The following is an 11,774-nucleotide window of genomic DNA, read 5'->3' on the forward strand; positions in this document are numbered from 1 at the left end:
CATCGTTCAGTTTTCAAAGTCCGATATGTCGTTTGACGACTTTTAAATCTTACAGTAAAGTATTAACTGGTGTCAATGACTTTTTTATAAGTTATTTTTCGTTTTCGACGTGTCCGTATGGCGTGTGCCTCAGCGACATGTATTAATATATCAACTCTTCTTTTTCCCGTCAACTGTTTTTCTAAAAAAATATTAAAAAAAGAGAGTCACCTTTCTAACAGATGATTTTGTCAGAAAGGTGACTCTTCGTTTATGCTCTTTTTCCAGAAGGTGCCTTGGCTGCAGCCGGTTTTTCCTGCAAGCGGTGCAACATTAAAATTTGATACGCATTACAAACGAGTAACGTGGCAAGTGCCGCCCATAACATCCGCTTGTCTTGCGTCGCCTGAAGTGCCGGAACCCATTCAATCAATGTGATGACTGTCATCAAAAATAACGTCGGCACGAATGCCGTGAAGTTCGTCTCTCGTGCTTTTGTTCGAGCGACAAAAAACGCAATGATTAATAACACGACCATTTCCCCGATGTATAGATTCGTCTTTTCGAACCCGAATGCCAATCCCCGTAAATAGATCCCGTCGAATAAGGCAAATGCAATCAAGACGATTTGGACCCGATCCCAGAGCTTAGCCCCTCGGAAAATATCGAGTCCGACCCGGTGAAGGATCAGATATGAAAAGAATCCCATCAAGCTGATTGCAGTCCATGTACTACTGTAAGCCAGTGCCGTGACATATCCGCTAATCGATTGATTCCGGACATACCCTGGTTCAGCAACAAGGTTAAACACGAAGCCGGCGAGCGTTCCGATCAGGAGCGTCATCCAAAACAGCTTCAAAAATCCTTTAGTCTTCATTTTTATCCCTCTACTTTTTCGATGACACGCGTTGCGAGTTCATTATAGTGTGTTTCAAATGGATGACCGTCACGATAGATGGACGGTGCGAAATCCGTCTCATTCGCATACGGCTGACCAAGTGGAATCTTAGCTAGAATATCTGTTTTTAACGCTTCTGACAACTTCTCTCCGCCACCTGAACCAAAGACGTACTCTTTTTCACCTGTCGTCTTGCTTTCGAAATACGCCATGTTCTCGATGATACCGAGCAGGCGGTGGTTCGTTTTGATCGCCATCGCCCCGGCGCGTGCTGCAACGAATGCTGCGGTCGCGTGTGGTGTCGTGACAATCAGTTCCTGACAGCTCGGCAACATCGAATGGATATCGAGCGCGACGTCGCCTGTACCTGGAGGTAAATCCAGCAATAAATAATCCAGTTCGCCCCACTCGACGTCTGAGAAGAAATTATTTAACATCTTCCCAAGCATCGGACCACGCCAGATGACCGGTGCATTGTCTTCGACGAAGAAGCCCATCGAGATGACTTTGACGCCAAAACGTTCAGGCGGCACGATCCGGTCATTGACAACCGTCGGACGTGTTTCGATTCCCATCATATCCGGAACACTGAATCCGTAGATATCCGCGTCGATCAAACCGACCTTCTTCCCTGCACGTGCCAAGGCAACCGCTAAGTTGACGGATACCGTTGATTTTCCGACGCCCCCTTTACCGGATGCAATTGCGATGAACGTCGTCCCTGATTCCGGTTTGAGGATAGATGGTGTTGTCGCTGCTTGGATGCCGTGATCACCTAGTGCCTCAAAACGTAAACCAACTGTCTTGAATCCTTTTTCTTTCAACTCTTTGACGATTTGTTGCTGTAACGCGAGCTGTTCGCCGGATCCTGCTTGCGCAAGCGCAATTTTGAGACTGACATAGTCTCCCTTGATGCGGACATCCCGAATCCCGTTCGTATCTGTAAGCGAGCGTTCAATCGTCGGATCGACGAGTTTACCAACCACCTCGCGAATTTCTTGTTCATTCAACATAGTGCCTTCCCCCTGAGAACGTTCGATTTAATCCATTTCAGTATAACAAAAATAAGATAGCGCTTGCACATTTCGACTCGGAAAGGATGACATTTCCTTGTCGACTTGGAAGAACCCACGCTGACGACGCCTAAAAAAAGAGATCGTCCTCATCGCTACCGCAAAAAGAAGATCCCTTGTCTTTAAAACATACGATTCCACGTCGCGGGGCCAACGACCCCGTCGACCGCTAATCCTTGACGCGTTTGATAGGCACGGACGTTTTCAACCGTCTCTGCGTCAAATCGTTTCGTGACCGTCGCTTTGACGGCGCGTTGAATCCGCTCGATGTCCCGACTGTTCATGTTGACAGCCCCTCTATAAAGGGGTTGACCCGGATACGGAACTAAGGCATCCGTCGTTGATTTGTTTAATTCAAAGTGTGGATAATCCTTGAACCCGTCCCAATCTCCGCCCCATGAAAAACCTTGGCGTTTCATCGCCTGCACGATTTGTTGAAAGTTGGCATCGTTAGTAAAGATGGCTTTTGTCCCATCCATCGAATATTGAAACAGATCAACGGCAATCCCCCGGTTATGATTCGATTGTCCTCCGCGGGCGTTCGTGACGATTGCTCCCGGCGTCGTCCGTCCTTGCGCATACAGCTTCTCCTGCTCGGCATAGGAACGGAATCCTTGGGCGACGCCGACATAAATGCCTTTGACATGGAGCTCACGGATGACCTGGCGGGTCTTTCGGGCGACTTCCGGCGAGAGTCCCGGAACATTCAGTTTCCGATTCGCCCGTTCCAGCAACCAACTGACTGATACTGTCATCTTTCACCACACTCCTTTCTCATCTGTTCCCGAAAACGGAATCCGGTATACTTGACGGTGGACTTGTTCTCACCAATCAATCGGAAAAAGGAGTTTTTTGATGAAAAAGATGTTAGTCGTTACGGGCGTCTTGACCGTTCTCTTACATATGGGTTATGCGATCTACTTTTATGCGGTCCATGAAGCAAACGCGACTTATCAGCCCGCTCTCCCTGAGAACAGCACCGTGTTAAGTCAGGATACATCATTTGTCGGTCAGGTCGGTTCACAAACGGAGTACGATCCTATTTTTTTTTTTAAGGATCTTTTCCTGTGGAGCATTCCGCTGACATTCATTGGTTTGATGGCACTTTTATTCCTCATCCGAACCATCCGACGTCGTACATTCTGAACAACAGACCGCTTTTTGACCGCTACCGGTCAGAAAGCGGTTTTTTTTGCATAAAAAAAATCTCCCACCCGTAAGGATGAGAGATAAAACGATTAACGTTTTGAGAACTGAGGTGCACGACGTGCTGCTTTAAGACCGTATTTTTTACGTTCTTTCATACGAGCATCGCGTGTGAGGAAACCTTTAGCTTTAAGTGTGCCACGGAAGTCTGGATCCGCTTGAAGAAGAGCACGTGAGATACCGTGACGGATTGCGCCTGCTTGACCAGTGAAGCCGCCGCCTTTGACCGTTACCATGATATCGTATTTGCCTTCTGTTTCTGTGAGTACAAGTGGTTCTTTTGCAGTCATGATTAATGTTTCATAACCGAAGTATTCGCTGATATCGCGCCCGTTAACTGTGACTTTACCGTCTCCAGCAACGAGGAAAACGCGAGCTGCCGCGCTTTTACGGCGACCAGTGCCGTAGTAACGTACATCTGCCATCGTGTAGTTCCTCCTAAATTCGTATTAACCGCGAAGTTCGTAAACTTCTGGTTGTTGTGCTTCTTGCTTATGAGTATCTCCAGCGTAAACGTGGAGTTTGTTGAACATTTGACGACCGAGGCTACCTTTTGGAAGCATCCCTTTGATCGCGAGTTCAAGCATACGCTCAGGTTTGTTAGCGAGTAAGTCGCGTGCGACAGTCTGCTTCAAGCCGCCTGGATGACCAGAGTGACGGTAGTAGACCTTTTTGTCGAGTTTGTTACCAGTTAATACGATTTTCTCAACGTTGATGAGGATAACGTGATCCCCACAGTCAACGTGTGGTGTGAACGTAGGTTTGTGCTTACCGCGGAGAAGTGAAGCCACTTCGCTCGAAAGACGACCGAGTGTTTTGCCTTCTGCGTCGATAAGGAGCCATTTGCGTTCTACATCAGTAGCTTTCGCCATGAAAGTTGTGCGCATGTAAAATACCTCCTAAGGAATTTAAAAATTTCTTTTTTGATTTTTCATTTATTCACTGTGTGAATCTATCAGAATCTTAGGTGTACGGGGCTAAGATTGTGGTTTCATAATAAATGAAATGCCAATAAACATTGTATGTTTTTTAGCGGCTAATGTCAAATGCCTTTTTTAGACTCTGGGTAGAAAACTTCCCAAAGGTATAACCCGTGCGGTGGTGCCGTCACACCAGCGACGTTTCGATCTTTCGCTTCGAGCATTCGTTTGATGTCTTCCGGAGCAAAACGCCCGCGTCCGACATCAAGCAACGTGCCGACCATGATCCGAATCTGATTGTAGAGAAAACCACTTCCGTGAAAACGGAAAATCAGTTCGTCTCCTTGCTCGATCAGTTCCGCCTCATAAATCGTCCGAACACGATTGTCCGTCTCTGTCTTCGCGACACAGAACGAACTAAAGTCATGAGTCCCGACTAAATACGCTAATCCCAGACGAATTTGCGCCACGTCGAGTGAATACGGAATCAAGACCGATTGATGACGCCGAAACGCATCTTCCGCCTGACGCACGAAGTACCGATATTCTTTCCCTACTACATCATACCTTGCTTCGAAGTCAGAAGCGACCTCTTTACAGTCCCGAACCCGAATATCGTCCGGTAATAACGTATTTAACGCCTTCACCATGCTGTCTGGAGCAATCGAAAGTTCCGTATTAAAATGAATGACCTGTCCCTGAGCGTGTACACGGGCATCTGTACGTCCGGAGCCGATGACCTTGACCGGATGCTTGTGCATCCGTTCCAGCGTCTTCTCGATCACTTCCTGGATCGTCAGACCGTTCGGTTGCACTTGATACCCAGAATAGTCCGTCCCATCATACTGAATCGTACATTTAAAACGCCGCATCAAAACCCTCCTCGTAAATAAACTAAAAGGAGTCCGAGTGCGATAAGGAGAATCATCAGACCCGTATCCCGCCCGGTCCACTTCGACTCGCGGAGCCGTGTTCGGCCTTCACCACCACGGTACCCCCGCGCTTCCATCGCTGTCGCGAGATCTTCGGCCCGTTTAAAGGCCGAGATGAACAGGGGAATCAGCAGAGGAATGATGGCCCGCAACCGTTCTTTGATCGGACCTGCCGACAAATCGACGCCACGTGCCTGTTGCGCCTTCATGATCTTCTCCGTCTCTTCTGCCAGGGTCGGCAGGAAACGGAGCGAGATCGACAGCATCAAGGCAATTTCATGCGTCGGGACACGGACGACCTTAAACGGTTTAAGCAGCAGCTCAATCGCATCCGTCAGTTCGATCGGTGACGTCGTCAGCGTGACGAGTGTCGTGATCGAGACCAGATAAAAGAATCGGAGCGAGACGATGATCGCAAGACGTAACCCTTCTTCGTAGATCTTGAACCAGCCGAATTCGAGCAGTACCGCCCCTTCCCGGGTAAACAGCAGCTGAATGATAAACGTAAAGACGATTAAAAATAAAATCGGCCGTAGTCCTTTTAAGACATAACGGATCGGTAATTTACTGCTCGCGAGCGCCAAAAACGTAAAGACGAGTAAAAAAAGATTGGTTGCTGCATTGTTGGCCAAAAAGACGAGCGGAATGAAACAAAACGCAAAAATGATTTTGGCGACAGCAGACGAACGGTGTAAATACGATGTTCCCGGTATATGTTGGCCAACGATCATCGTCTTCCCTCCCGTACATGCAAAATCCACTCAATCAATTCGGCTTCTGTCTGAAGGGCCGGCCGGTTGACGTTCAACTGATCCGCCATTTGCCAAGCGAATGCTAAGACGTGGGGTAAGTCGAGATGGAATTGACGCAATAACGTTTCTTGACGGAATAGACCCATTGGTTCTCCATCATACGCCACTTGCCCGTCTTCCATGACGACGACCCGGTTCGTATATTCGAGCACTTGGTCCATATCGTGTGTGATCAACAGTAACGTCATCCCGGATTGTGCGTGAAGCTCAGCGAACAGACGAAGCATCTGCTTTCGTCCTTGCGGATCGAGTCCTGCCGTCGGTTCATCGACGATCAACACGTCTGGTTGACTAGCGAGTACGCCCGCAATCGCAACACGCCTCATTTGCCCACCAGACAGGTCAAACGGTGAACGTGACCAAAAGACTTCATCCAGCCCGACGGTACGTAATGCGTCCTTTGCCAAACGTTCAGCTTCTGCCGGTTCATGACCGAAATTCATCGGACCAAACATGACATCCTTCAAGACGGTTTCTTCAAACAGTTGATATTCCGGGTACTGAAAGACAAGACCCACCCGTTTACGGAGCGCCTTTAAATCTTGTTTTCGTTTTGGTTCGATGATGATGTCATCGACCTGTACCTTACCGGCAGTCGGCTTCAACAAGCCATTGATGTGTTGGACGAGTGTGGATTTCCCGGAACCGGTATGCCCCACAAACGCAACAAGCGCCCCTGACGGAATCTCAAGATTCACATCACGCAGCGCGACTCGTTCAAACGGACTATTGAGTTGGTACGTATAGTTCAATTCCTGGATTAAGATTGGCATAAGCGGTTCACCAAGTCTCTTTCATCTAGTATCGTGTCCTCATAAGTAAGACCACGTGCCGAAAGTTGCTCCTGCACCCGGACGACAAATGGAACATCTAGTCCAATCTGCTCAAGAAACGCGGATTGTGCAAACACCTCTTGCGGTGTTCCTTCTAATACGATTTGACCCGCATCCATGACAATGACACGACTGGCCCGTAAGACTTCGTCGAGTTCATGCGTAATGGCAACGACGGCCATCGGATGTTGTTCATATAATTCCTGGACGGTCGACATAACCTCAGTTCGTGCAATCGGATCAAGCATCGATGTCGCTTCATCGAGCACGAGAACATCAGGGCGCATCGCAAGCGCCGAGGCGATTGCGACACGCTGCTTCTGTCCGCCGGATAGTTGATGGGGTTCCCGATCAACAAAATCCGTAAGGCCAACGCGCGCTAGACTGTCGTCGATACGACGAACCATTTCCTCGCGTGGCACGCCCCAATTTTCGAGGGCAAATGCCACGTCGTCGCGCACGGTCGTGCCAACGAATTGATTATCCGGATTTTGAAAGACGATACCGATTGCGCGGCGCATCTCCCACAGTTGCTCCGGCACTGCACTCGAGAACATCTCGTTGACAGTGACCGTTCCTTGTTCAGGAAGCAACAATCCGTTAAACAACTTCGTCAGCGTTGATTTTCCGGAGCCGTTGTGTCCAACGATCGCGACCCATTCCTGCGAACGGATCGTCAGAGAGACATCTTGCAACGCTGGTTGTTCTTGTTCCGGGTAACGATAGGTCACCTGTTCCAACTCAATCAGCTTTGCCATGTCCGCTCCTCCTTCATCAAATCAAAATAATTTCATTTGTAACAAAAGGGCAGAAGCGAGTTACGCACTGCCCTTTTATCCGAATCATTTAAAAATTAAACGAGTTCGATGATGACCATTTCTGCGCCGTCACCACGACGTGGTCCCATTTTCATGATACGTGTGTAACCACCTTGACGCTCAGCAAAACGTGGAGCAACATCAGCAAACAATTTTTGGATTGCATCTTGTGTTTTACCAGCTTCGTTTTGACCAGCAGCTTCGCGACGAACGAACGATGCAACTTGACGACGAGCGTGGAGATCACCGCGTTTACCTAAAGTGATGAGTTTCTCAACGACTGGACGAAGTTCCTTCGCTTTTTGTTCTGTAGTTTGGATACGCTCATTGATGATGAGATCAGTCGCAAGGTCACGCAAAAGTGCCTTACGTTGTGAGCTTGTACGGCCTAATTTCGAGTATGCCATGGATGGATTCCCTCCTTCGTGCAATTAATAGTTTTAGTCTTCTTTACGTAGGCCCAATCCGAGTTCATCGAGTTTCGCTTGAACTTCTTCGAGTGATTTACGTCCGAGGTTACGAACTTTCATCATCTCGTCTTCGCTCTTGTTCGCGAGTTCTTGAACCGTATTGATGCCGGCACGTTTCAAACAGTTGTACGAACGAACTGAAAGATCGAGTTCTTCGATCGTCATTTCAAGTACTTTTTCTTTTTGATCTTCTTCCTTTTCGACCATGATTTCGGCATGGAGCGCTTCGTCCGTAAGACCAACAAAGATGTTTAAGTGTTCTGTCATGATTTTTGCACCGAGTGACACTGCTTCTTCAGGGCGGAGTGAACCGTCCGTCCAAACATCAAGCGTCAATTTATCGAAGCTCGCATCTTGACCGACACGTGTTTTTTCAACTTGATAGTTTACACGTTGAATTGGCGTGTAAATGGAATCAATTGGGATGACGCCGATTGGCATATCGTCCCGTTTGTTATCTTCAGCCTGAACGTAACCACGACCACGACGAGCGGTCAGACGCATATGAAGTGATGCACCTTCTGCAAGTGTTGCAATGTGGAGTTCTGGGTTGAGGATTTCGACGTCGCTGTCATGCGTAATGTTCGCAGCCGTGACAACGCCAGCGCCTTGGATATCGATCTCAAGTGTTTTCTCTTCTTCCGAGTAAACTTTGAGGGCGAGTTTCTTAAGGTTCAAGATGATTTGGGTAACGTCTTCTACAACGCCATCAATTGTCGAGAACTCATGAAGAACGCCATCGATTTGGACTGCAGTGACTGCAGCACCCGGAAGTGAAGATAATAGGATACGACGCAAAGAGTTACCAAGCGTTGTACCGAATCCACGCTCAAGCGGTTCTACCACGAATTTACCAAACGTAGCGTTGTCGCTTAATTCGACCGTTTCAATCTTCGGTTTTTCGATTTCGATCATCTGAACCCCTCCTTGAATATCGTCATGTTGGCCATCGCGTTCAATCGCCAACCGTCTTGTGTACGTGTCTACTGCCATGCTTGGTCAAACGATCAACGAAAGTCTACTCGAATTTCCGCTTTGCAGTACAAGACGGGTTACACGCGACGACGTTTTGGAGGGCGGCAACCGTTGTGTGGGACTGGAGTTACGTCACGGATCGCTGTTACTTCAAGACCGATTGCTTGGAGCGCACGGATTGCAGCTTCACGACCTGCACCAGGACCTTTAACGTTAACTTCTACAGTACGCATACCGTTATCCATTGCTGTTTTCGCAGCAGTTTCAGAAGCGAGTTGCGCAGCAAATGGAGTTGATTTACGTGAGCCTTTGAAGCCCATGTTTCCTGCAGTTGCCCAAGAGATTGCATTCCCTTGCATGTCAGTGATCGTAACGATTGTGTTGTTGAATGTTGAACGGATATGAACGATACCAGACTCAATATTCTTTTTGACTTTACGTTTACTACGAACATTCTGTTTACGTTTTGCCATCTTAGTTTACCCTCCCTTACTTCTTCTTGTTCGCTACTGTACGGCGTGGGCCTTTACGAGTACGCGAGTTGTTTTTAGTGTTTTGACCACGAACTGGAAGACCACGACGGTGACGAACACCACGGTAGCAACCGATTTCGATCAAACGTTTGATGTTGAGTGAGATTTCACGACGAAGGTCACCCTCAACTTTTACTTTATCTAATCCATCACGGAGTTGGTTGAGTTGTTCTTCAGTCAATTCACGAGTACGAGTATCTTCAGAGATACCAGCTTCTTTCAAGACTTTCTGAGCAGTCGTTTTACCAACACCATAGATGTAAGTGAGTGAGATAACGATGCGTTTCTCACGTGGAATATCTACACCAGCAATACGTGCCATGTGTGCACCTCCTTGTTTAATTACCCTTGTTTTTGTTTATGCTTAGGGTTTTCGCAAATAACCATTACTTTGCCTTTACGGCGGATAACTTTACACTTTTCACAGATCGGTTTAACCGAAGGTCTTACTTTCATTGTGAATACCTCCTCCTGAAAAAATCGGAGTTTTTATTTGAAACGGTATGTGATCCGTCCGCGAGTCAAGTCGTATGGTGACAACTCAACTGTTACTTTATCTCCTGGCAGGATCCGAATGAAGTGCATCCGAATTTTCCCTGAGACGTGCGCGAGGACCGTGTGGCCGTTTTCTAACTCCACCTTAAACATCGCGTTTGGAAGCGGTTCGATAACCGTACCTTCCACTTCGATTACATCTTGTTTCGCCATCAATTATACCCCTTTCTCTATAAAGTTGATTGGGAGCCCAGACGATTTGTAGCGCTTAGGGGCTTTCTACAGTAGCCGTGAGAGAATCATCGGTCACAAACACGAGTGGATAGCGGCTTATAGAAAGGTGACACCAATAACGCGCACAGCTCACTCTGCATCGACCGTTAAGATCTCGTAGCCTTCGTCTGTGATGGCGATGGTGTGCTCAAAGTGGGCGCACATGCTACCGTCCACTGTCACTACCGTCCAATTGTCGGATAGCGTGCGAACATAGCGTTTCCCGACATTAACCATTGGCTCAATCGCCAAGGTCATGCCGGTTTTCAGGCGCGGCCCTTTCCCCGGTGGTCCATAATGTGGGATTTGCGGATCTTCATGCAAATTTTGTCCCACGCCGTGGCCCACATATTCGCGGACTACAGAAAAATTCGCAGCTTCAACATGTGACTGGATCGCATGCGAAATATCTGTCAGGTGCACGCCAGCTTTGGCGCGCTCCAATCCTTTATACAGAGATTCTTCAGTTACGTCAAGTAACCGCTTCGTCTCTTCAGAGATTGTACCTACCGGATATGTCCAGGCTGAATCTCCGTGATATCCGTTATACTCCGCCCCGATATCAATCGAGATGATGTCTCCATCGTGGAGTACGCGGTCACCCGGAATACCATGGACAAGTTCTTCATTTACTGACGCACAAATGCTCCCAGTAAATCCATTATAACCTTTAAACGATGGTGTTGCCCCTTGACTTCGAATATAACGTTCAGCAATCGCATCGAGTTGCCCCGTTGTGACCCCTGGACGAATATGAGCTTGAAGCTCTTTATGCGTCCGGGCGACGATTTGTCCTGCCTTACGCATAATATCGATTTCACGCGGCGCTTTCGTAATGATCATTACTGACCACCAAGAAGTGCTTGAACATCGGAGTAAACTTCATTAATCGGACGATCACCGTCCAAATTACGAAGATACCCTTTTTCAGCGTAAAAGTCAATCAAAGGTTGCGCTTGCGCGACGTTGACTTCAAGACGACGGCGAACCGTTTCTTCTTGATCATCTTCACGTTGTACCAGTGCTGATCCGTCGATATCACATACTCCGTCCACTTTTGGTGGGTTATAGATGACATGATACGTTGCTCCACATGTTGGGCAAATCCGGCGACCTGTCAAACGAGGGACAAGTTTCTCCGGGTTCACACCGATGTGAATGACGTGATCGATTTGTTTGTTTAGATCCGCAAGCAACACTTCAAGTGCGTCTGCTTGTTTCACTGTGCGTGGGAAACCGTCAAGAAGAAAACCATTTGCACAGTCTTCTTTGGCGAGACGTTCACGTACGATGCCGATTGTGACTTCATCCGGAACGAGTTCCCCTTTATCCATGTACGATTTCGCTTCCTGCCCGAGCGGTGTTGAATCTTTGATCGCCGCGCGGAACATGTCGCCTGTCGAGATGTGTGGAATGGCGTAGTCTTCGATGATTTTCGCAGCCTGCGTCCCTTTTCCAGCACCCGGCAAGCCCATCAATACAAGATTCATGTCGGTAGCCTCCACTTCTATAGACTCTATAGACACAACAGAAAGGAAAGGGATGGTCCCCTTCCTC

At 48.0% G+C, this 11,774-nt stretch carries 18 protein-coding genes; 1 reads left to right on the forward strand and 17 read right to left on the reverse strand.

The annotated features are described in order from the left end of the window. Nucleotides 1-250 precede the first annotated feature (250 nt). The 3 genes from BLD48_RS14840 to BLD48_RS14850 form a co-directional block, all read right to left on the reverse strand. Nucleotides 251-856 carry a KinB-signaling pathway activation protein gene (locus BLD48_RS14840; protein WP_071500898.1) on the reverse strand — a complete coding sequence of 202 codons (606 nt, stop codon included), beginning with the start codon at nt 854-856 and terminating at the stop codon, nt 251-253. Nucleotides 857-858: 2 nt separating this feature from the next. Further along, nucleotides 859-1,890 carry a P-loop NTPase gene (locus BLD48_RS14845; protein ID WP_071500899.1) on the reverse strand — a complete coding sequence of 344 codons (1,032 nt, stop codon included), beginning with the start codon at nt 1,888-1,890 and terminating at the stop codon, nt 859-861. A 182-nt stretch (nt 1,891-2,072) separates the two neighbouring features. Next, a complete protein-coding gene (locus BLD48_RS14850; RefSeq protein WP_071500900.1) occupies nt 2,073-2,705 on the reverse strand; it encodes a M15 family metallopeptidase in 633 nt (210 codons plus the stop codon). A 100-nt stretch (nt 2,706-2,805) separates the two neighbouring features. Between BLD48_RS14850 and BLD48_RS14855 the strand changes: the two genes are divergently transcribed. Next, entirely contained in the window at nt 2,806-3,096 is a 291-nt protein-coding gene (locus BLD48_RS14855) for a hypothetical protein (protein ID WP_071500901.1), read from the forward strand. A 92-nt stretch (nt 3,097-3,188) separates the two neighbouring features. Here the strand turns inward: BLD48_RS14855 and rpsI are convergent, their stop codons facing one another. From rpsI to BLD48_RS14925, 14 genes are all read right to left on the reverse strand, one after another. Continuing rightward, nucleotides 3,189-3,581: a 30S ribosomal protein S9 gene (gene rpsI / locus BLD48_RS14860; RefSeq protein ID WP_014969171.1), complete on the reverse strand. Its 393-nt coding sequence runs from the start codon at nt 3,579-3,581 to the stop codon at nt 3,189-3,191. A gap of 24 nt (nt 3,582-3,605) precedes the next feature. Further along, on the reverse strand, nt 3,606-4,043 hold the full coding sequence (rplM, locus tag BLD48_RS14865; protein WP_012369041.1) for a 50S ribosomal protein L13: 438 nt from the start codon (nt 4,041-4,043) through the stop codon (nt 3,606-3,608). A gap of 155 nt (nt 4,044-4,198) precedes the next feature. Continuing rightward, entirely contained in the window at nt 4,199-4,948 is a 750-nt protein-coding gene (gene truA, locus BLD48_RS14870; protein ID WP_071500902.1) for a tRNA pseudouridine(38-40) synthase TruA, read from the reverse strand. Further along, nucleotides 4,948-5,739 carry an energy-coupling factor transporter transmembrane component T family protein gene (locus tag BLD48_RS14875; protein WP_071500903.1) on the reverse strand — a complete coding sequence of 264 codons (792 nt, stop codon included), beginning with the start codon at nt 5,737-5,739 and terminating at the stop codon, nt 4,948-4,950. The genes truA and BLD48_RS14875 overlap by 1 nt, the downstream gene beginning before the upstream one ends. Beyond that, entirely contained in the window at nt 5,736-6,593 is an 858-nt protein-coding gene (locus tag BLD48_RS14880) for an energy-coupling factor transporter ATPase (protein ID WP_071500904.1), read from the reverse strand. Before BLD48_RS14880 ends, BLD48_RS14875 begins: the two co-directional genes overlap by 4 nt. Then, nucleotides 6,581-7,411, reverse strand: a complete 831-nt coding sequence (locus BLD48_RS14885) for an energy-coupling factor ABC transporter ATP-binding protein (protein ID WP_014969167.1) — start codon at nt 7,409-7,411, stop codon at nt 6,581-6,583. Before BLD48_RS14885 ends, BLD48_RS14880 begins: the two co-directional genes overlap by 13 nt. A 95-nt stretch (nt 7,412-7,506) precedes the next feature. Then, a complete protein-coding gene (gene rplQ, locus BLD48_RS14890; protein WP_012369036.1) occupies nt 7,507-7,878 on the reverse strand; it encodes a 50S ribosomal protein L17 in 372 nt (123 codons plus the stop codon). Nucleotides 7,879-7,911: 33 nt separating this feature from the next. After that, on the reverse strand, nt 7,912-8,856 hold the full coding sequence (locus BLD48_RS14895; protein ID WP_071500905.1) for a DNA-directed RNA polymerase subunit alpha: 945 nt from the start codon (nt 8,854-8,856) through the stop codon (nt 7,912-7,914). Between the two features lie 137 nt (nt 8,857-8,993). Further along, nucleotides 8,994-9,389, reverse strand: a complete 396-nt coding sequence (gene rpsK, locus BLD48_RS14900) for a 30S ribosomal protein S11 (RefSeq protein WP_012369034.1) — start codon at nt 9,387-9,389, stop codon at nt 8,994-8,996. A gap of 16 nt (nt 9,390-9,405) precedes the next feature. Beyond that, nucleotides 9,406-9,771: a 30S ribosomal protein S13 gene (gene rpsM / locus BLD48_RS14905; RefSeq protein ID WP_012369033.1), complete on the reverse strand. Its 366-nt coding sequence runs from the start codon at nt 9,769-9,771 to the stop codon at nt 9,406-9,408. A gap of 20 nt (nt 9,772-9,791) precedes the next feature. Then, on the reverse strand, nt 9,792-9,905 hold the full coding sequence (gene rpmJ / locus BLD48_RS14910) for a 50S ribosomal protein L36 (RefSeq protein WP_003156543.1): 114 nt from the start codon (nt 9,903-9,905) through the stop codon (nt 9,792-9,794). A gap of 33 nt (nt 9,906-9,938) precedes the next feature. Next, nucleotides 9,939-10,157, reverse strand: coding sequence for a translation initiation factor IF-1 (infA, locus tag BLD48_RS14915; protein ID WP_012369032.1), 219 nt, complete (start codon nt 10,155-10,157; stop codon nt 9,939-9,941). A 150-nt stretch (nt 10,158-10,307) separates the two neighbouring features. After that, the gene (gene map / locus BLD48_RS14920; RefSeq protein ID WP_014969164.1) at nt 10,308-11,060 is read right to left on the reverse strand and encodes a type I methionyl aminopeptidase; all 753 of its coding nucleotides are present in this window, start codon (nt 11,058-11,060) and stop codon (nt 10,308-10,310) included. Beyond that, on the reverse strand, nt 11,060-11,707 hold the full coding sequence (locus tag BLD48_RS14925; protein WP_071500906.1) for an adenylate kinase: 648 nt from the start codon (nt 11,705-11,707) through the stop codon (nt 11,060-11,062). The genes map and BLD48_RS14925 overlap by 1 nt, the downstream gene beginning before the upstream one ends. Between the last annotated feature and the right edge of the window lie 67 nt (nt 11,708-11,774).

The organism is Exiguobacterium sp. KRL4, assembly GCF_001870785.1.
GTDB lineage: Bacteria > Bacillota > Bacilli > Exiguobacteriales > Exiguobacteriaceae > Exiguobacterium_A.